This window comes from Exiguobacterium sp. s152 (assembly GCF_018618335.1).
GTDB classification, from domain to species: Bacteria; Bacillota; Bacilli; order Exiguobacteriales; family Exiguobacteriaceae; genus Exiguobacterium; species Exiguobacterium chiriqhucha.
In genome coordinates this window covers 106,743-126,114 of the sequence record NZ_JACSLX010000001.1, presented here as the reverse complement: position 1 = coordinate 126,114, position 19,372 = coordinate 106,743, and the positions used below count along the sequence as shown (strand labels likewise).

Annotated in this window: 22 protein-coding genes; 17 read left to right on the top strand and 5 right to left on the bottom strand. The window is 53.5% G+C overall.

The window, feature by feature from the left end; translation table 11 throughout:
- Positions 1–18 precede the first annotated feature (18 nt).
- Both KNP72_RS00665 and fur read left to right on the top strand, forming a co-directional pair.
- Complete coding sequence (locus KNP72_RS00665; RefSeq protein WP_214831804.1) at positions 19–549, top strand: NUDIX domain-containing protein; 531 nt, start codon at positions 19–21, stop codon at positions 547–549.
- Positions 550–661: 112 nt separating this feature from the next.
- A complete protein-coding gene (gene fur, locus KNP72_RS00660) occupies positions 662–1,141 on the top strand; it encodes a ferric iron uptake transcriptional regulator (protein ID WP_016509373.1) in 480 nt (159 codons plus the stop codon).
- A 46-nt stretch (positions 1,142–1,187) separates the two neighbouring features.
- Here the strand turns inward: fur and KNP72_RS00655 are convergent, their stop codons facing one another.
- The 4 genes from KNP72_RS00655 to KNP72_RS00640 are packed head-to-tail and all read right to left on the bottom strand — an operon-like array spanning position 1,188 to position 4,605.
- A complete protein-coding gene (locus tag KNP72_RS00655) occupies positions 1,188–2,024 on the bottom strand; it encodes a Cof-type HAD-IIB family hydrolase (RefSeq protein WP_214831803.1) in 837 nt (278 codons plus the stop codon).
- Between the two features lie 12 nt (positions 2,025–2,036).
- Positions 2,037–2,417 (bottom strand): VOC family protein, encoded by a 381-nt coding sequence (locus tag KNP72_RS00650; RefSeq protein WP_021067638.1) that lies wholly within the window; start codon positions 2,415–2,417, stop codon positions 2,037–2,039.
- Complete coding sequence (locus KNP72_RS00645) at positions 2,414–3,595, bottom strand: MFS transporter (RefSeq protein WP_214720422.1); 1,182 nt, start codon at positions 3,593–3,595, stop codon at positions 2,414–2,416. The genes KNP72_RS00650 and KNP72_RS00645 overlap by 4 nt, the downstream gene beginning before the upstream one ends.
- A gap of 11 nt (positions 3,596–3,606) precedes the next feature.
- Complete coding sequence (locus KNP72_RS00640) at positions 3,607–4,605, bottom strand: ROK family transcriptional regulator (protein ID WP_214831802.1); 999 nt, start codon at positions 4,603–4,605, stop codon at positions 3,607–3,609.
- Positions 4,606–4,830: 225 nt separating this feature from the next.
- On the opposite strand from KNP72_RS00640, the gene xerD reads away from it, so the two are divergent.
- From xerD to KNP72_RS00610, 6 genes are all read left to right on the top strand, one after another.
- Positions 4,831–5,715: a site-specific tyrosine recombinase XerD gene (gene xerD / locus KNP72_RS00635; protein WP_021067635.1), complete on the top strand. Its 885-nt coding sequence runs from the start codon at positions 4,831–4,833 to the stop codon at positions 5,713–5,715.
- A gap of 23 nt (positions 5,716–5,738) precedes the next feature.
- Positions 5,739–6,905 carry a phosphopentomutase gene (gene deoB, locus KNP72_RS00630; protein ID WP_214831801.1) on the top strand — a complete coding sequence of 389 codons (1,167 nt, stop codon included), beginning with the start codon at positions 5,739–5,741 and terminating at the stop codon, positions 6,903–6,905.
- Between the two features lie 13 nt (positions 6,906–6,918).
- Complete coding sequence (locus tag KNP72_RS00625) at positions 6,919–7,728, top strand: purine-nucleoside phosphorylase (protein WP_021067633.1); 810 nt, start codon at positions 6,919–6,921, stop codon at positions 7,726–7,728.
- A 28-nt stretch (positions 7,729–7,756) separates the two neighbouring features.
- Entirely contained in the window at positions 7,757–9,058 is a 1,302-nt protein-coding gene (locus KNP72_RS00620) for a pyrimidine-nucleoside phosphorylase (RefSeq protein WP_214756568.1), read from the top strand.
- A 114-nt stretch (positions 9,059–9,172) separates the two neighbouring features.
- Entirely contained in the window at positions 9,173–9,613 is a 441-nt protein-coding gene (locus tag KNP72_RS00615; protein WP_029334855.1) for a peptidylprolyl isomerase, read from the top strand.
- Between the two features lie 89 nt (positions 9,614–9,702).
- Positions 9,703–10,059, top strand: a complete 357-nt coding sequence (locus KNP72_RS00610; RefSeq protein ID WP_214720417.1) for a GCN5 family acetyltransferase — start codon at positions 9,703–9,705, stop codon at positions 10,057–10,059.
- An 11-nt stretch (positions 10,060–10,070) separates the two neighbouring features.
- Here KNP72_RS00610 and KNP72_RS00605 read toward each other — a convergent pair whose 3' ends face one another.
- The gene (locus tag KNP72_RS00605) at positions 10,071–10,541 is read right to left on the bottom strand and encodes a DUF309 domain-containing protein (RefSeq protein WP_214720416.1); all 471 of its coding nucleotides are present in this window, start codon (positions 10,539–10,541) and stop codon (positions 10,071–10,073) included.
- A gap of 78 nt (positions 10,542–10,619) precedes the next feature.
- Between KNP72_RS00605 and KNP72_RS00600 the strand changes: the two genes are divergently transcribed.
- From KNP72_RS00600 to KNP72_RS00560, 9 genes are all read left to right on the top strand, one after another.
- Positions 10,620–11,387 carry a segregation and condensation protein A gene (locus KNP72_RS00600; protein WP_214720415.1) on the top strand — a complete coding sequence of 256 codons (768 nt, stop codon included), beginning with the start codon at positions 10,620–10,622 and terminating at the stop codon, positions 11,385–11,387.
- Entirely contained in the window at positions 11,365–11,958 is a 594-nt protein-coding gene (gene scpB, locus KNP72_RS00595; RefSeq protein WP_214831800.1) for an SMC-Scp complex subunit ScpB, read from the top strand. The genes KNP72_RS00600 and scpB overlap by 23 nt, the downstream gene beginning before the upstream one ends.
- Positions 11,959–12,717: a pseudouridine synthase gene (locus KNP72_RS00590; RefSeq protein ID WP_021067626.1), complete on the top strand. Its 759-nt coding sequence runs from the start codon at positions 11,959–11,961 to the stop codon at positions 12,715–12,717.
- Between the two features lie 136 nt (positions 12,718–12,853).
- On the top strand, positions 12,854–13,435 hold the full coding sequence (locus KNP72_RS00585) for a redoxin domain-containing protein (RefSeq protein WP_214720414.1): 582 nt from the start codon (positions 12,854–12,856) through the stop codon (positions 13,433–13,435).
- 19 nt (positions 13,436–13,454) lie between these two features.
- The gene (gene resB, locus KNP72_RS00580) at positions 13,455–15,002 is read left to right on the top strand and encodes a cytochrome c biogenesis protein ResB (protein ID WP_251128797.1); all 1,548 of its coding nucleotides are present in this window, start codon (positions 13,455–13,457) and stop codon (positions 15,000–15,002) included.
- A complete protein-coding gene (gene ccsB, locus KNP72_RS00575) occupies positions 15,002–16,186 on the top strand; it encodes a c-type cytochrome biogenesis protein CcsB (RefSeq protein WP_214831798.1) in 1,185 nt (394 codons plus the stop codon). Before resB ends, ccsB begins: the two co-directional genes overlap by 1 nt.
- A 159-nt stretch (positions 16,187–16,345) precedes the next feature.
- Complete coding sequence (locus tag KNP72_RS00570) at positions 16,346–17,062, top strand: response regulator transcription factor (RefSeq protein WP_021067622.1); 717 nt, start codon at positions 16,346–16,348, stop codon at positions 17,060–17,062.
- On the top strand, positions 17,062–18,765 hold the full coding sequence (locus tag KNP72_RS00565; RefSeq protein ID WP_214831796.1) for a sensor histidine kinase: 1,704 nt from the start codon (positions 17,062–17,064) through the stop codon (positions 18,763–18,765). The genes KNP72_RS00570 and KNP72_RS00565 overlap by 1 nt, the downstream gene beginning before the upstream one ends.
- Before the next feature lie 52 nt (positions 18,766–18,817).
- The gene (locus KNP72_RS00560; RefSeq protein ID WP_214831794.1) at positions 18,818–19,369 is read left to right on the top strand and encodes a cob(I)yrinic acid a,c-diamide adenosyltransferase; all 552 of its coding nucleotides are present in this window, start codon (positions 18,818–18,820) and stop codon (positions 19,367–19,369) included.
- The last annotated feature ends 3 nt before the right edge of the window (positions 19,370–19,372 follow it).

Genomic DNA, 19,372 nt, shown 5'->3' with positions numbered 1-19,372 from the left:
AGTGAGGGGTACATACAAATGGAAGAGATAACGATTGAACGGGAAGTCATTTACGAAGGAAAGATCTTTAACGTTGAGAAACACGTCGTCTCGCTCCCGAACGGAGGGACCTCGGTTCGTGAACTCGTCTATCATAACGGGGCCGTCGCCGTCCTCGTCGTCGATGAAGACGACCGCATCGTCCTCGTCGAGCAGTACCGGAAAGCGTTTGAATCGATGTCACTCGAGATTCCGGCCGGTAAACTGGAAGTCGGTGAGGAACCGCTCGCGAGCGCGAAGCGCGAACTCGAAGAAGAGACCGGTTATACGGCCGAGACGCTCGAAAAAATCTTCTCATTTTACGGGGCACCCGGTTTTTGCAGTGAACGGGTCGATGTCTATGTCGCACACGGCTTGACGGCCGGTACGATGAACCTTGATGAGGACGAGTTTTTACAAGTCCAACGCTTCACGTTCGACGAGGCGGTCGACTTGCTGGCGAGTGGACGCATCACTGACGCGAAGACGATTATGGCGATTCAGTGGTGGCAATTATCTAAATTGAAATGATTCTAATCTAGAGTGAGTTATGTTACACTTACATAGGAATCATTTTAATTTGAAAAACCGGACGAACTTCGGTATGCTTTGAATAGTGAATTATGCTAAGAGGGGGCGCCTTATGGAAACGCGAATTGAACGGATCAAACAGCAATTGAGCGCCAAAGGATATAAATTGACACCGCAACGAGAATCAACTGTCCGGATTCTACTTGAGAATGAGACGGACCATTTGAGCGCAGAGAACGTGTTCATGCTCGTCAAAAGCATCGCACCGGAAATCGGGCTCGCGACCGTCTATCGGACGCTGGAGCTATTGACGGAGCTCGGTGTCGTCGACAAAGTCAACTTCGGTGACGGAGTCGCCCGTTTCGACCTCAGACCAGAAGGCGCGAACCATTCGCACCATCATCTCGTCTGTGTCGAGTGCGGTTCGGTGGAGGAGATTATGGAAGACTTGCTTGTCGACGTCGAGAAGAAAGTCGAAAGCAAATACGAATTTTTAATCAAAGACCATCGCTTGACGTTTCACGGCATCTGTAAAGTCTGCCAAGCCAAAGGCGTCACGCTCGAGGGTCATAAAGCAGTCATCAACGGATAAAGCAAGACAGGCAGCCTCTCAAAGGCTGCCTGTCTTTTGTATGTCGTCACGTCGTCAAGTAACGGGACAGGACGGTGGCGATCCCGTCTTCATTGTTCGATGTCGTCATTTCCGTGGCTATGGTCAAGATGTCCTCGACGGCGTTGCCCATGGCGACGCCGATGCCGGCATACTCGATGATCGACCGGTCGTTGTGCCCGTCACCGAACGCGATGACACGGTCGCGGCTGATCCCGATGTTTTGGAACACATGGTCGAGCGCCCGGGCCTTGTCGATGCCGAAGTCTGTGAACTCATAGTACATGGCGGCCGTGAACATGCCGGTGACGCGGTCCGTGAACGGTCCGGCGAGCGAAGCGGCATGCGCCTGCAGATAGTCAGGTTGTCCCGCGACGAGAATCTTATAGACGGGGAAATTGATGGCGTCGGCGAGACGGGGTGCTTCCCGTAATCGGAACCGACCGCCGCGCGACTCGTACTCGATAATATTGAACGGCTCACCGTTCAACTCGAGCATGCCGTTGAAGACGTCATTGACATACATATACGTCTCGTCATTGATCATCGGAATGACGTCGAAGCCGGTCAAATGATCCAAAATGGCACGAGCGTCGTTCGGATGAATCGCCTGTTCGAACAATGTTTCTTTAGTCGCCGCATCCGTGACGCACGCCCCGTTCGAGGAGACGATGAGTCCCCCGTATTCATGCAGTCTAAGCTCTTCGGCGAACGGTTCGATACCCCGTTTCGGCCGTCCGGAGGCGAGTACGACTTTTTTGCCTTCCGCCTGGAGGTCGAGCAAGATCTGTTTCGTGCGCGGTGAAATCATCTTCTGGTCGGTCAATAACGTTCCGTCTAGGTCGAGTAAAATCGCCTGAATCATCGTCTCATCTCCTTAAATCGTCAATTCAAGTTTATTTTGTTCGGGGTCGAGCAGGACACTTTCATAATAACCGTCTCCCGTCGTCCTCGGTCCGTCGATGAGCGGATACCCGTCGACTTCGAGTCGTCGTGTCAACGCATCGACCGCCTCTTTGCTACCGAGCGCGAACGCGATATGCGCGTAGCCGATCGTTTCGCGTGGTGTGCCTTGGACGTCCGGGCGTCGCATCAACTCGAGCCGGCATGTCGAATCAGGGAACGTCAGAAAATAGGATTCGAACTGTTTTTGTTCGTTCGTATACTTATCGTTTGCAGTTGCCCCGAGGTACGTCTCGTAGAAGCGGCGCATCGGTTCGAGGTCGTTCACCCATATGGCGATGTGTTCGATTTTCATGTAAGTTCCTCCTTTGATGGTTGGTGCATGATCAAATTCAAGCGTTCCGTGTTCCAGAGCATTCCGAGCATGATCAAGACGGTCACGAGCGGAAATAAGCCGAGCGACGTCTGAGACACGATGAGTCCGAATAGCGGGGGCAGGAACGTGCTGCCCGTGTAGGCGAACGCCATCTGGAATCCCATCAACCGTTTTGCCCGTTCCTTTCCGAACCGCTGCGGCGTCTCATGGAGCATGCTCGGGTAAATCGGGGCCAAGCCTAGCCCGATAAAAATCAATCCGACCAACATCGCTCCGGTCGCCGGAATGAGAAACACGAGGCTACCGATTAAAGCGAGGGTTTGCCCGAGCCGAATCATCTGTCGATTCGTGAAGCGGAACGAGAGGAACCCGCTCAGGAAGCGACCAAGCGTGATGCTGCCGTAATAGATTGACACCCACGTCGCAGCCGTCGCGACAGAGAACTGTTTCATCTGGACGAGGTAACTGCTGGCCCACAGGCCGATGAGCGCCTCAATCCCACAATAGAGAAGGAACGTGGCTAGCGCATACGAGAGGCCTTTCGGCATCTTTCGTTCGAGCGCGGTCACGGCCGTCTCTTGTCGTTCGAGCGGTGAGGGCTCCGTTTTGTTTTCGCGCTTCCAGAGCGGGAACGACAGGAGCAGGAGGAAGGCGAGCGCGAATTGAATCAATGCGACGATTAAATAGCCGTCACGCCAACCGCTCTCCGTCAAGACGCCGGCCATGACGAGCGGTCCGCCCGTCGCTCCGACGCCCCAGAAGCAATGGAGCCAGTTCATATGGTGCGCCTTATAGTTTTCTGCGACGTAATGGTTGAGCGCGGCATCGACCGCCCCGGCACCAAGTCCGAGTGGAATCGATAGGACGAAAAGCCAGATCAAGGACGGGGCCGCGTAAAAGCCGAGCAGACACATTGCCGTCACGAGTCCGGAGCCGAACGTGACTTGCTTCGTATCGAATCGTTCGAGTAACCTACCGCTGAGTAGGCTCGATAAAATCGTGCCCGCGGCAATGGTCATAAAAATCCATCCGGCCATTGAGATCGGGGCGTTGAACTCGACGTGCATTAACGGCCAACTGACACCGAGCAAGGCGTCGGGCAGGCCAAGACTGATAAAGGCAATGTAAATCACGGTCAATAATAAAAATCCTGTCATAATTCACCTCTTCAAATCGATTCAAGGATCAACCCGACGCAACGTCGAGCTAAGCCTGCGAAATAATCTTCCTCCCATATGCCGATCAATAAATCTGGGGTGTGAGCCGCCGGAATATGACGCTGGCAGGCGTTCCGAATCCCCTCCAACTCGGTATCGACGAGATCGACGTCCGAAAAAATGATGGCGTGCGGATTGAGCGTCGCGGTGAAGGTCGCGACGAGCCGACCGTGCGCATCGAGCGCGGCGTCCGACAATGGGGCCGGGGCCGACCGCTCACTCGCTATCCGGTCATGAAACGTCGAGTCGTCATAGAGTGGTAGAAACGAAATCTCCCCGCTGAACCCGGTCTTTCCACGGATGAGCTGTCCGTTGATGAGTATCCCGGCACCGGGTCCGTTTTTTCCCAGATAGATGTAGACGATTGACTGGTCGCCAGTGAGTTCGTGCGTGTGTCCGTATCCATAGACAGCCGCGTTCATGTCGTTCTCGATGACGGCAGGGCGAGCTGTGCGTGACTCGACCCAATGTTTTAAGTCGAGGTGTGCGAACGTAGGATAGTCCGGGGCGAAGATGACCGTCCCGTCCGCGACAGCCGCCGCGACACCGATGGAGATTGCGCTCACGTCGGGGGTTCGGTCCAACTGTCGGTCGAGCACCGAGCCGAGCGCACCGAGGTGGTCCCCGTTTAGAATCTCCTGCGTCCCGTCGTTAATCGTTGCGCCCTTGCAATCGATGAGACGATAGCGGACGACCGACTTCTCGACGTATAGCGTCAATCCGTGCGTGAACCGCTCATTATAGATGTAACGTTTGGCTGGGCGACCACCGCGTGAATCCTCAAAACCGTGTTCGAACACTTCACCGGCCTCCATCAACTGCTCCAACTGCTTCTTGACGGTCGGAAAGCTGAGCCGGGTCGCCTCCGAGATGGCGGCGATGGTCGAATGACCGGATAAGACGAGTTGACGTCTGACGGCGACCGTCAGATTAGTAGTGGTCTGTTCCATGGACGACTCCTCCCAAACTTTTTAAATCATTTTAATAAGTCGACTTGAGTGTAACAAATCATGATGAGATTTGTAAGCCCTCAATCGAAATATATGGATGAAAACCTCACCCAAATCTGTCACAAAAAAGCTTTTAAAAAAATGAGGTCAGACGTCTTCACAACGGTTTACATAAGTGATATGATGTAAGCGTATTCAGGTGTAACAAGGAAGGAGGGGGATGTCATGCGTTCGCAAGTCGAGTCATTTTTGCAGTACATGACGGTAGAAAAACGAATGTCGACGAACACGAGACAAGCCTATGCGAGCGATTTGACCCAGTACTTATCGACGTTGACCCAACTCGGGGTGACTGAATGGAATGAAGTCACGCGGGCACATATCGTCAAGCATATGGAAGAGTTGTCGCAAGCCGGTCGGGCTGCTTCATCATTGCGGCGGGCCGTCAGTTCGATTCGGACGTTCCATCATCATTTAAAGATGACGGGTGGGGCAACGACTGACCCGGCGCTCTATTTAGAGACGCCGAAAGCAGAGCGCCATCTACCGGACACGTGGTCGCAAGACGAAGTCGAGCGATTGCTCGACAGCGTTCCGACGTCTGACCCGCTCGCGCTGCGCGATCGGGCCATGCTCGAACTGCTTTACGGAACAGGTATGCGCGTCAGTGAACTTCTTGGGCTCGATTTGGATGATTTACAGTTCGAATTGGGGTATCTACAGTGTGAAGGCAAAGGCGAGAGTGCCCGGATTATCCCGGTGTCATCTGTCGCCCAAAGTTTTGTCGAACGCTATATCCAACAGGCACGTAACGGGCTTGGTGGTCGGGAGACCGAGGCGTTGTTCTTGAACGGACGTGGTGGTCGGCTCAGTCGTCAAGGATTCTGGAAGATGATTAAACGACGGGCCAAAGAGGCTGGCATTCAAAAAGAGATCACGCCACACGTGCTCCGGCATTCGTTCGCGACACACTTGCTCGAGAACGGCGCCGACCTTCGGGCCATTCAACAGATGCTCGGGCATGCTGACCTCTCCACGACTCAAATCTACACACATGTCAATAAGGCACGACTCCACGATGTCTATCGAAAACATCATCCGCGTGCGTAAAGACACTAAAGGAGGAACTTTTTGTGAAGAAATTTAAACGTATTTTCTTGGTCGTCATGGACTCGGTCGGGATTGGGGAAGCCCCAGATGCCGACCAGTTCGGAGACGTCGGTTCAGACACGCTCGGGCATATCGCTCGTGAACACGGTGGGTTGAACATGCCGCATATGGGCCGTCTCGGCTTGGCGAATATTAAACCGATCGAAAGCATCGAACCGTCTGAGACGCCTAGCGCCTATGGACGTATGGAAGAGATTTCAGCCGGGAAAGACACGATGACCGGCCATTGGGAGATCATGGGCCTTCATATCGATACGCCGTTCCGCGTCTTTGAGGAGTTCCCGGATGACTTGATCAATCGTCTCAAAGAGTTCAGCGGACGTGACGTCATCGGCAACAAGCCGGCATCAGGCACAGAGATTTTGGATGAGCTCGGTGAAGAACACGTCAACACGGGCGCCTTGATCGTCTACACGTCGGCTGATTCGGTGCTTCAAATCGCGGCGCATGAAGAAGTCGTCCCGCTCGACGAGTTGTATCGCATCTGCGAATACGCCCGTGAAATCACGCGCGAAGACCCGTACATGCTCGGTCGCATCATCGCCCGCCCGTTCCTCGGAACACCTGGCGCTTGGGTCCGCACATCGAACCGCCACGACTATGCGCTCAAACCGTTCGGCAAGACGGTCATGAACACGCTCGAGACGGCCGGGAAAGACGTGATCGCCCTCGGGAAAATCAGCGACATTTATGACGGCGAAGGCGTCACAAAAGCGATTCGGACGAAGTCGAACATGGACGGGATGGATAAGCTTGTCGAATCGCTCGATGAAGACTTCGAAGGACTCTGCTTCTTGAATCTCGTTGACTTTGACGCACTCTTCGGTCACCGCCGTGACCCAGAAGGCTATGCGATCGCGCTTGAAGAGTATGACGCCCGTCTACCGGAAGTGATGGAGAAGTTGCGTGAAGACGACTTGCTTATCATCACGGCCGACCACGGGAACGATCCGACGGCACCAGGCACGGACCATACGCGTGAATACGTGCCGCTCATCGTTCATCATCACGGCGCGACAGCAGTCGACCTCGGGATTCGAGGAACGTTCGCCGACATCGGCGCCACAGTCGCGGATAACTTCGATGTCGATGCACCAGCACACGGAAAGAGTTTCTTAAACGAAATTTGAGGAGGCACTACTCATGGTAAATTGGAACGAAACAAAGGCATTTTTACAGGAACGCATGAACGGAACACCAGAAATCGGACTCATCCTCGGCTCAGGACTCGGCGTCCTCGCCGACGAGATCGAGAACGCGGTCAAAATCCCTTACGAGGACATCCCGCACTTCCCGGTATCGACCGTCGAAGGACACGCTGGACAACTTGTCTTCGGTGACCTCGAAGGAAAACGCGTCGTCGCGATGCAAGGACGGTTCCACTTCTATGAAGGCTACTCAATGGAACAAGTCACGTTCCCGGTCCGCGTCCTCAAATTGATTGGTGTCGAGACGCTCATCGTCACGAATGCGGCCGGTGCTTGCAACGAGTCGTTCAACCCAGGGGACTTGATGATCATCACGGATCACATCAACTTCTTCGGCACGAGCCCGCTCATCGGCAAGAACGCGAGCGACTTCGGGACACGTTTCCCAGATATGTCAGAAGCGTACGATAAAGAGCTCGTCACGTTGACGGAAGGTGTCGCTGCGAAGCTCGGCCTCTCGATTCAAAAAGGCGTCTATTTCGGAAACACAGGTCCGACATACGAGACACCAGCCGAAGTGAAGATGGCACGCCTCCTCGGCGGCGACGTCGTCGGCATGTCGACGGTACCTGAAGTTATCGTGGCCCGTCATTCGGATATGCGTGTGCTCGGCATCTCGTGCGTGTCGAACATGGCAGCCGGGATTTTAGATCAACCGCTCAACCATGAAGAGGTCATCGAGACGACAGAACGCGTCCGTCAAGACTTCCTTTCACTCGTACGCGGCACGATTCAAAGCATGTAACCACTACCCAATTAGGAGGACGAAACTTATGCGCATGGTCGATTTGATTTTGAAAAAACGTAACGGTGGCGAATTAAACGAAGAGGAGATTCGCTTCATCATCGAAGGCTTCACGAACGAGACGATCCCTGACTATCAGATGTCGGCCCTTTCAATGGCGATTTACTTTAACGGCATGACAGAGAAAGAGACGGCAGCCTTGACGATGGAGATGGTCAAATCTGGTGACGTCATCGATTTGTCGAACATCCAAGGTAAAAAAGTCGATAAACACTCGACCGGCGGTGTCGGTGACAAAATCAGCTTAATCGTCGCTCCGCTCGTCGCGTCAATCGGCATTCCGGTCGCGAAGATGAGCGGGCGCGGTCTCGGCCACACGGGCGGGACAATCGATAAGCTCGAATCGTTCCCTGGCTTCAACGTCGAGTTGACGGAAGAACAGTTCACGAAGCAAGTAAACGATATCAAGATGTCCATTATCGGTCAGACGGGTAACTTGACGCCTGCCGACAAACGTCTTTACGCACTCCGTGACGTGACGGCGACGGTCGATTCAATCCCGCTCATCGCGAGTTCGATTATGTCGAAGAAAATCGCGGCCGGTGCCGACAGTATCGTCCTCGACGTCAAGACGGGTTCAGGCGCGTTCATGAAGTCGTTCGATGATGCAAAAGCGCTTGCTGAAGAGATGGTTGCCATCGGGAAGAACGTCGGCCGTCAAACGGTTGCCGTCATCACGGACATGGACCAGCCGCTCGGTTTCGAAATCGGGAACGCGAATGAAGTGAAAGAAGCGATCGAAGTCCTCTCGGGCAAAGACGTGAACGACTTGAAGACGATCGCCCTCACGATTGCCGGCCATATGGCTGTACTCGGCGAGTTCTATCCGACGTTCGACGAGGCGTATGCTGACCTGGAGAAACGGATGGCGGATGGTCATGCCCTCGAAGTGTTCCGGCAGTTCGTAGCGGCACAAGGTGGCGACGCGTCGCTCGTCGATGACTTGTCGAAACTTCCGCAAGCGAAGTATGAGACGACGTTCGTCGCGAAACAAGCAGGTTACGTCGAGTCGATTATCGCTGACGAAGTCGGTGTGGCAGCGATGCTCCTCGGCGCAGGTCGCGCGACAAAAGATGATCAGCTCGACTTCGCGGCCGGTATCACGCTCGAGAAGAAAGTCGGTGACAAGGTCGAGGCCGGTGACGTGATCGCCGTGCTCCGTTCGAACAAAGAAGACATGACATCTGCGCTCGAGCGGATGGACCACGCGTACACAATCGGTGCGACAGAGCCGACGGCGCGTCCACTCGTCCACGCCGTCATCCAGTAAGCGGCAAGTCAGAACGTCTGTTTCCACAAAATAGTGGAGACAGACGGTTTTTTTTGATAGAATGGGCAATGTGTGAGTGAGAATGACAATATGAACATAAAGGGGTAACTTTTCATGAAAAAAGGATCTATGAAATTAGAGAACGGCGAAATGATCGAATTCGACTTGTTCCACGATGCGGCACCAATCACGGTCGACAACTTCGAGGAGCTCGCGAACAGCGGCTTCTATAACGGTTTGACGTTCCACCGGGTCATCCCAGGTTTCGTCAGCCAAGGCGGTTGCCCAGACGGGACAGGCATGGGCGGTTCAGGCAAGACGATCCCATGTGAGACATCGACATCGTTCCCATACAAACATGAAGCGGGTTCGCTTTCAATGGCACACGCCGGACGCAACACGGGCTCGTCACAGTTCTTTATCGTCCATGAGCCACAACCACATCTCGACGGTGTCCACACGGTCTTCGGAAAAGTGACGTCTGGTCTTGAGCACGCGGTCAAACTTCGTCAAGGCACGAAGATGGCCGAAGTTAAAGTTTGGGACGAGAATTGATTTCTGCCTGAACGTTATGGCACAATGAGCCATGTCTCTCACGTGTTCACTTAGTGAAACATGAATGACTAAAGGTGGTGAAACCAGCAATGCTGGTGAAATACAAACAATCGTACGAAAAGACGGCGATGGGCTTGCTCGCGTTCTCATGTAGCGACAAATCTCCGCTCGCCTTGCTCGACCTCGTTCGGTCCTATGAAGATGATCCTGCCAAATTCCTTTATCTCTGGAGAGTCGGGGAAGACTTCGTCGGGATTATCGGGATGGAGCAACAAGAGACGACGATGATCATCCATCATATCGCGCTGTCTCCGTCGTTCCGCGGCGAGAAGCGTTCTTACGAACTGCTCGATGAGACCCGCAACTTATTGCCGCTCGACTTGACGCTCGTCGGTCGAGGCAAGACCGGGGACTTGCTCGATAAATGGAATCAAGTCGCAATCTAAAAAAGCTAGGCTCAGCGCCTAGCTTTTTTGCGTGCCTCGAGCGCCCGGAGACGCTCGTTGACGACCGGTGTTCGGTCTCGATATATATGTTTATGGACGAGCTCGTCAAACGTGAGCGTCGTCGGTTCGAAAGTGGGCTTCAAACGCTCGATTCGTTGCCGCGTCGGGTTGTCGAGCGGGAGCGTCTCGGGAAGCGGCCAACGACCCAGGTCCTTGGCGAACGCGTCCACGTCGATGCCGTGCCCCTCGAGCTCGGTCGCGGCCAATCCAAGCTTTTGCTGCAACGCCGCGATGCTCTTTTTCGCCCCGGCCATATTGCCGCGGCGGGCATGGTAATGGGCGACGGCGTACTGAATCAAGGCGGCGTAACCTAAATCTTGACGGCCTCCGTCTTGCCAAGCTTCCTCGAGCACTTCGTGGCATTCGAAATAATCGGCATGGCATTCAAACAAGAGCGTATACTGGATTAAAGGCGTTGACATCAAATTTCTCCTTTCGTGGTCACGGTACTACAAAACATGTTATACTAAAGCGCAAAAATGTAAATGGCAGGTGTCTCTATGGAAGCGTACAACGTCAAAATCGATACGTTCGAAGGTCCGCTCGACTTGCTGCTCCACTTGATCGGCAAGATGGAGCTCGACATCGCGGACATCTCTGTCTCCGAGGTCACGGACCAGTATGTCGCCTTTATCCGGGCGATGCAAAAATTTGAGCTCGATGTGGCCAGTGAGTATTTGGTCATGGCGGCGACGTTGCTCCAATTGAAGAGCAAGCAGCTGTTGCCACCGGTACCGGTCGAAGAGGATGACATTCCTGACTTCGGCGAAGAACCGACCCGCGAAGGGTTGATTCGACAGTTGATTGAATATAAGGCCTATAAAGAAGCGGTCGTGTTCATGCGCGAGCAGGAAGAGTCTCGGCTCGAACTGTACAGCCGCCCGGGCCAAGATTTGACGCGCTATATGTCCGACCTCGTCCAACCGTACGACGGACCGCTCAACTTCTCGGACTTGTTGCACGCCTATTCGAAGATGGTCGAGCGCAAGCGGTGGAAAGAACGCCGTAAGAAGACGATCAAACGCGAAGAACGGACGCTCGAAGAGCAGATGACGCGGTTGCACGAGCACGTCTCGGCAGCAGGGACGACCTCGTTCTTTTCGTTTTTTGAGGAGCGGCCCGATGTCTCCGACCTCGTCGTCACGTTCATGGCGTTGCTTGAGCTAATCAAGTTGCGTGTCGTCACGACCAAACAAGAAGAACGGGACATTCAAATCTCGTTCGTCGAATCATCAAAGGAAAGGAATGAAGCCGTTGCTGTCTTATGAAACGATTATTGAGAGTCTACTGTTCGTTGTCGGCGAAGAAGGGATGGAAGTGCGTGCCCTCGCGGATACACTCGACATTTCGGAAGCCGCCGCCCGCGAACAGTTGAGTAAGCTAGAAGTATCGTTTAAAGACTCCGGTCGCCCGTTCCAATTGATTGAATCGGCGGGCGTGTACAAGCTCGTGACGGTGCCCGAGGTATCCGAGTATATTCAGCGTTACGTCGGCACGATGGCCGAACAAGCCTTGTCTCGGGCAGCGATGGAGACGCTCGTCATCATCGCGTACAAGCAACCGGTCACCCGGGCCGATATCGAAGAAGTTCGGGGCGTCAAAGTCGAACGCGTCATCCATACGCTGTTATCAAAAGGGTTGATTGAGTCGGCCGGACGGGCCAAGACGATCGGACGGGCCAAGTTGTACCGCACGACCGAGCATTTCCTGGACCATTTCGGGTTTAATTCACTTGATGAATTGCCCCCATTAACGTTTGGAGACGAGCTCTCGGACGAAGGCGATTTGTTCTTCGGCCAGCCGTCTGCGATTATGCAAGATAGATTGGAGAATGAATAAATGGAACGTTTACAAAAAGTGATTGCCCAAGCAGGTGTCGCCTCACGGCGCAAAGCCGAAGAAATGATTTTAGATGGACGGGTCCGCGTCAACGGGAAAGTCGTGCGCGAACTCGGGACGAAAGTCGGACCGAAGTCTGAAGTCGAAGTCGACGGTGTGAAAATCGAACAAGAAGAGCATGTCTACTATGTCCTCTACAAGCCGAGCGGTTACGTCTCGACGGTCGAAGACGATAAAGGTCGTAAAGTAATCACCGACCTCGTCCCACCCGGATCACGTGTCTTCCCGGTCGGACGTCTCGACTATAACACGACGGGACTCATCATCTTGACGAACGATGGAGAGTTCTCGAACATGATGACCCATCCGAAGTTCAAAATCCCGAAACGCTATGTGGCGAAAGTGAAGAACATTCCTTCGTATATCGCGATGAAACAACTCGAGTCGGGCGTCGAGCTCGATGATGGATATAAGACGGGCAGTGCCCAAGTGAAGATGAAGACGGTCGACCATAAGAAAAACTCGGCCATTCTAGAAATCGTCATCTCGGAAGGCCATAACCGTCAAATCCGCCGCATGCTCGAAGCAGTCGGTTCGGAAGTCATCAAATTGAAGCGCGAACAGTTCGGTTTCTTGACGCTCGACGGTCTCACGACGGGCGAATGGCGTGAACTGTCACGCAAAGAAGTATCCAAGTTGCGTGAACTTGCCAACCCGACCGTACCCCCTGTACAACGAGGCAAGAAAAAGAAAAAATAACAACTAAAAAATCGTCCTGAGATAGGATGATTTTTTAGTTTGTGGAGATTGTGTGACAAAAAGATGAAAAAAGTCTGTTAATGTGCGTTTTTGGTGTTTTTTCAGTACAATAACAACTGAAGGATGGTGTGAACTCATGACGAAAGAAACAAAGTCGGGTGATCGCATGAATCAGGCGATGGCCCATAAGAAAAAACGGTCATTTTGGCGGCTCATGATCATGACGATGGTCCTGTTCGCAGGAGCGGTCGTCATCATGCAATTGATTGAACAAGCCGGTAACGACGGACGGGTCGAGGCCGGTGACGATGCGCCGAACTTCAAGCTCGTCAGTTTAGACGGGACAACGATGGTCGAGCGTGAAACATACGACGGCAAAGGGCTACTCTTGAACTTCTGGGGCACGTTCTGTGAACCGTGCGAGAAAGAGATGCCGGTCGTTCAGGACAACTATGCAGCCCTTCAAGACATGGGCGTCGATTTTTGGGCGGTCAATGTCGGTGAGACACCGCTCCGGGTCGATAATTTTGTGAACGACCTCGGCGTCAAGCTCGACTACCCGATTTTGATGGACACGCGCAGCGAAGTCGAGAAGGCGTACGGGATTTATAACTTGCCGGTCACATTCGTCATCGATGCGGATGGCAAAGTGATTGAAAAGTACGAAGGTGAACTCACGAAAGAGAAACTGATGGAGTTGGCCGAAAAGTCATTGTAAGCGAACGGGGGGCGCACATATGCTAGATATGAAATACGACGGCGCCGATTTACGATCGAAGCGTCGTCCACGGTCATGGATTGATCGGGTGTGGAGCTTTTTTGCATCGGTCAAGGTCGGTCTGTGGCTCATCGGGCTCATCATCGTCGGATCGGCGGTCGGAACGATTTTCCCGCAAGAGATGTATATTCCGCAACAGTTGCCGGCGAGCCAGTATTATACGGACGAGTACGGGACACCGGGAACGATTTATTACACGTTAGGATTCCATAACCTCTATACATCGTGGTGGTACATCACGTTGATCGTCATGCTGACTTTATCGCTCATCGTCGTGTCAATCGACCGATTTTTCCCGCTATATAAAGCGTTGAAAAACCAGCCGGTCCGACGTACCGATCGCTTCATGCGCGGACAACGTCTGATTGGAGAGGGAAAAGGTTCGGACGAACAAATCGATGCGTTCGGCGACGCCTTAAAAGCGAAGCGCTATCAAGTGAAGCGTGACGGCGACGCCTTACTCGCCGAAAAATACCGTTTTGGCCGTTGGGGCCCATACGTCAACCACATCGGGCTCGTCATCTTCTTCATCGGGGCGATGCTGCGCGTCTTTCCGGCATTCCATACGGACACGCTCGAATGGGTGCGCGAAGGCGATACGGTTCCGCTCGAGGCGACGGATGATAAGTATTATCTCCGCAATGATCAATTTATTTTAGAAATGTATGATCCGGAAAACAACGCCGAAGATGCGAAGTTTGCCGAGGCAATCGAAAAAGCGGGTGCTGTCCCAAAAAACTATGAGACGGAATTGACGCTGTTCAAGAAGACCGGAACGAACGAGGACGGATCGCCGCAACTCGAGGAAGTCGATACCGGTTCGACGAAAGTGAACCATCCGTTCAAGTTTGAAAAATATGAAGTGTATCAAGAACAGTATTCGAGTCGTCCAGAGTTCTTGTCAATGTCATTCAACGTCGCTGATAAAGAGACAGGCGACGTATACGGACCGTTCACGGTCGATTTGACAAATCCGGAGACGACATACGACCTCGGTGACGTCACGGTCAAACTGAACGACTTATACCCGGACTTTGAAGTCAAGGACGGTCAGCCGAATACGAAATCGCCACGGGCGCTCAACCCGGCTTTCTTCATGGCGATTGACACACCGGACGGCACGACCGAATCGAACTTGATCGGGATTCGCTTGAACGTTGCCGACGAGGAGAATCGCTATGCGGTCCAATTCGCCGGGACGGAGATGGCGAGCACGAGCGGTCTTCGCGTCAAGAGTGACTCGACGTATCCAGTGTTAATCGTCGGTGGAATCATCTTCATGGTCGGGATTGTAATGGGTATGTATTGGCCGCACCGTCGCATCTGGATTCGCCGTCACGGCGAAACGGACGTGCTTGTCGCCGGTTTCACGAACAAGAACCCATCTTCACTTAACCGCGAAATCACACCGCTCCTAGAGAAACATGGCCTGCCGATCTGGGAAGATCAGGCACGGTTTGAAAAAAAGACAGACGACAACTCAACCAATGAAAGAGGGGAATCATAATGGATTGGATTCAGTGGAGCAGTCGTTTGCTCTTCATCGCGTTCATCCTGTACGCTGTCGCGACTGTGTTGTTCACAATCGCGGTCAGCGGGATGCGCAAAGACCGCAACGTCAACCGTATCGCCTATGGAAAATATGCGTTCATGCTGGCGGTCATCGGCTTTATCGCCCAAATGGGATATTTTATTTTACGGTGGGTCGGGGTCGGCTATGCGCCGGTATCGAACCTATACGAATACACGACGTTCTTCGGAATGATGATGGTGCTTGGCTTCCTCGTCGTGTATGGCATTTATAAGAATGATGTGCTCGGGTTGTTCGCCATGCCGGTGGCTTTGCTCGTCATCGCCTTCGCCTCGATGTTCTCGAGCGAAGTGGCACCGCTCATCCCAGCCTTGAACAGTGTCTGGTTGAAGATTCACGTCACGACCGCAGCGCTCGGACAAGGGATTCTGGCCATCAGCTTTGCATCAGGCCTCATCTTCTTGCTGAACGAGACGTCGATGCGCGAGCAGTCGAAGTCTCGGACATGGCTCGAAGTCACGATGTTCGTGCTCATGTGTACGCTCGGCTTCATTCTCGTCTCGATGCTCTTCAAGGCGATTGGTGCCGGTGGCGTCGTCGAGTTCACGAACGACCGCGGAACGCAAGAGTCGTATGAGTACTTCATGCCGATGCTGTTCGTACCGGAAGGGGCGCAACTTGTCTCTGGTGCCAGCGGCTTGTCACTCGAGTTGCCGACGTTCATCAACACGTTGAAATTGAACACACTCATCTGGTCGGTCATCGCCGGCGCTGTGATTTATGTGCTGCTCCGTTTCGTCATCTTACGCAAGCGCGTCGCCGAGGCGTTACAGCCGCTCGCGAAAAAGGTCGACCTCGACCTCGCTGACGAGATCAGTTACCGTTCGATCGCCATCGGCTTGCCGGTGTTCATTCTCGGGGGCCTCATCTTCGCCATGATTTGGGCCCAAATCGCCTGGAACCGTTTCTGGGGCTGGGACCCGAAAGAAGTGTGGGCGCTCATCACGATGCTCATCTATATCTATTACTTGCATATGCGGATCCAGCGTGGCTGGACGGGAACGAAAGCGGCTTGGCTCTGTGTCGGTGGATTCGCCGTCATCATGTTCAACCTCGTCTTCGTCAACCTTGTCATCGCCGGTTTGCATTCATATGCGTAAACAAAGAAGTCACTCCGGTGGCTTCTTTTTTCATGGCGCTATCAACTGACCGTTGTGAAGCCAAATAATAGAGTGGTATAGTTATGAAAGAGAGCGAAATGTTCACAATTGTGCAACAAACGCTACATCTTGTAATGGTTCGATTAGGAGGTTTAGTGGATGGCTAATAAAACAAAAATTTTAGTGGTCGACGACGAGGAAAGAATTCGCCGACTATTAAAAATGTATTTGGAACGGGAACAGTACGTGATTGTCGAAGCGACGAACGGGGAAGAGGCGTTACAGCTCGCCCTCGAGCATAATTTCGATGTCATCTTGCTCGATTTGATGATGCCGAAAATGGACGGTGTCGAGGTGTGTACCGAACTTCGCAAATCGAAAGCGACGCCGGTCATCATGTTGACGGCGAAAGGGGAAGAAGTCGACCGTGTCCAAGGGTTCGAGGTCGGGGCCGACGATTATATCGTCAAACCGTTCAGCCCGCGTGAGGTCGTCCTGCGCGTCAAGGCGCTCCTCCGCCGTTCAGGATCGACCAAATATTTACGTACGGCTGAAAAATCAAAAGACTTAATCGTCTTCCCGCATTTGACGATCGATAACGACGCGCACCGTGTCACGGTCGACGGAGAAGAGATTGCGCTCACGCCGAAAGAATATGAACTGTTGTTCTTCTTGGCCAAGCAAGTTGACAAAGTGTTCTCACGGGAACAGCTATTAAAAGAAGTCTGGAACTATGAATTCTTTGGAGACCTTCGAACGGTCGACACACACGTGAAGCGACTCCGGGAAAAGTTGAACCGGGTCTCTCCAGAAGCCGCGCACATGATTACGACGGTATGGGGTGTCGGTTACAAGTTCGAAGTCGTCAGTGAGTGATGATTCGCCGCAATAGCATCGTCACAAAGCTGTGGTTGACGATTCTCGTATTGGTCAGTCTTATCTTGTTCATCGTCTCCGTTCTGATGCTCGAGTTTTTCAACTCGTTTCATATCGATCAGGAACGAGGCCATTTGGCCAAACTCGGGGGACAAGTTCAATCCGTACTGCTCCAAGAAGGGGACGCATCGCGGACGGTTGATCAAATCATCGAAGTGTACGGCGCCAACTATATATTGGAGAACGGGACGGTCCGCTCGAATTTCGGGACCGAAGTCGATGGGCTCATGACCGAACTCGGACGTCAAGACTGGGAAGCGTATCAAGCCGTCGGAGAGACGTCGATCGGGAACTTCTCGTCGTTTGACGACCAGGCCGCGCTCGCATACCGGACGACGTTCTCACTCGAGACGGGCGAGTATACGCTTTATTTGATTGAACCGCTTGATGCGATCTCGAGTGCGAACGAAGGGGCCCGGACGATCATCTTTTGGACGGTCGCCTCGGCCATCATCGTCACGACCGTGTTCGCGTTCTTCTTATCGACGCGCATCACGGCACCGCTCCGGGAGATGCGCGACGCCGTCAACAAGACAGGGGAAGGGCAGTTCGACCTGCGCCTCGTTCAAAAGTCGAACGATGAGATCGGCGAACTGGCCGGCTCGTTCAACGCGATGAGCAGCCAGCTGTCGACGTATGTGAACGCGCTCGATCGGGAACGGCTACAATTGGCCTCGATTTTACGGTCGATGGCCGATGGGGTCATCACCCTCGACCGCCATGCGAACGTCATCGTGACGAATCCTCAAGCCCAACCGCTCCTCATTGACGAGCAACCGCACGAAGTCGTGTTGTCGCTCTATGAGGACGTCGTCGCCGGGGCTCCGGAGAAGACGATTGAAGTGAAACAGCACGACCATTATTACACGTTGACCGTGACACCGCTTCTTGGCGAGGACGATTTCGAAGGGGCCGTCGTCGTCATCCGTGACACGACAGAGAGCCATCGCCTCGACAAGATGCGGACCGATTTCGTCGCCAACGTCAGCCATGAACTCCGGACCCCGCTCGTGACACTCCAAGGGTATTCCGAGGCGATTATCGACGGCATGACCGAGAGTGATGATGCGACGAAAGAATTCGCTTCCATCATCTATGATGAGTCACTCCGGCTCGCCCGTCTCGTCAACGATTTACTCGACTTGGCACGGATTGAATCGGGCAAAGAGACGATGCAATTCGCGACGTTCGACCTCGGTGAGTTTTTACCGCGCGTCATGCGCAAGTTCAACCAGATGGCGAACGAGAAAGGGATCACCCTCTCGACTGAGGCTCCGCGTCACACGATTGAGGCGGACGGGGACCGATTGGAACAAGTGTTCACGAATTTAATCGGCAATGCCATCGCACATACCGAGTCCGGTTCGATTCGACTCGAAGCGAGCGCAGAAGAGACCGGCTTCATGATCCGTCTGTCCGACACGGGCAGCGGCATCCCGAAAGAAGATTTACCGTTCGTGTTCGAACGGTTCTACAAAGCGGATAAAGCACGGACGAGCGGCGGCAAGGCAGGTACCGGAATCGGTCTCGCCATCGTCAAGAACGTCATCGATGCCCACCACGGCACGGTCGACGTCTCAAGCGCGCTCGACGAAGGGACGACGTTCACAATCCGTCTCCCGTACACGCAACCGCAGGTATAACGACAATGGTGACTCCTATGGGTCACCATTTGTGGCTAAAGGAGGAAATGACATGAAACTGTACACACGAGGCGGGGACAAGGGCGAGACGTCGCTCATCGGTGGACGCGTCTTGAAAGTCCATCCCCACATCCAGGCGATGGGACTGTTAGATGAGTTGAACAGTCAGATCGGTCTCGCGCTCGCCCATCAGACGGACGAGACGCTCCGGACCCAATTGACACGAATCCAGCACGACTTGTTCGATCTCGGCTCGGAGCTGATGTATAAACATGACCCGCCGCAACAAGTCGATTTAGTAATCGTCACGGAGCTTGAGACGTGGATTGACGAGCTTGAGGCCAAATGTCCTGAGCTCGTCCGGTTCATTTTGCCGGGAGGCAGTGTCGGAGCGGCAAGCCTGCATGTGGCGCGCACCGTCTGTCGCCGTGTCGAACGAGAACTTGTCAATGTCGATGCGGCCGTCCGTCAACTCCCGTACTACAATCGATTGAGTGATTACTTATTTACTGCGGCCCGTTACGCCAACGTCGTGGCCGGTGTGCCCGACCAAGAATATGCCCGCGGTGCCGATGTCTTTAAAACGAAAAAGAAGAAGGAGTAGATC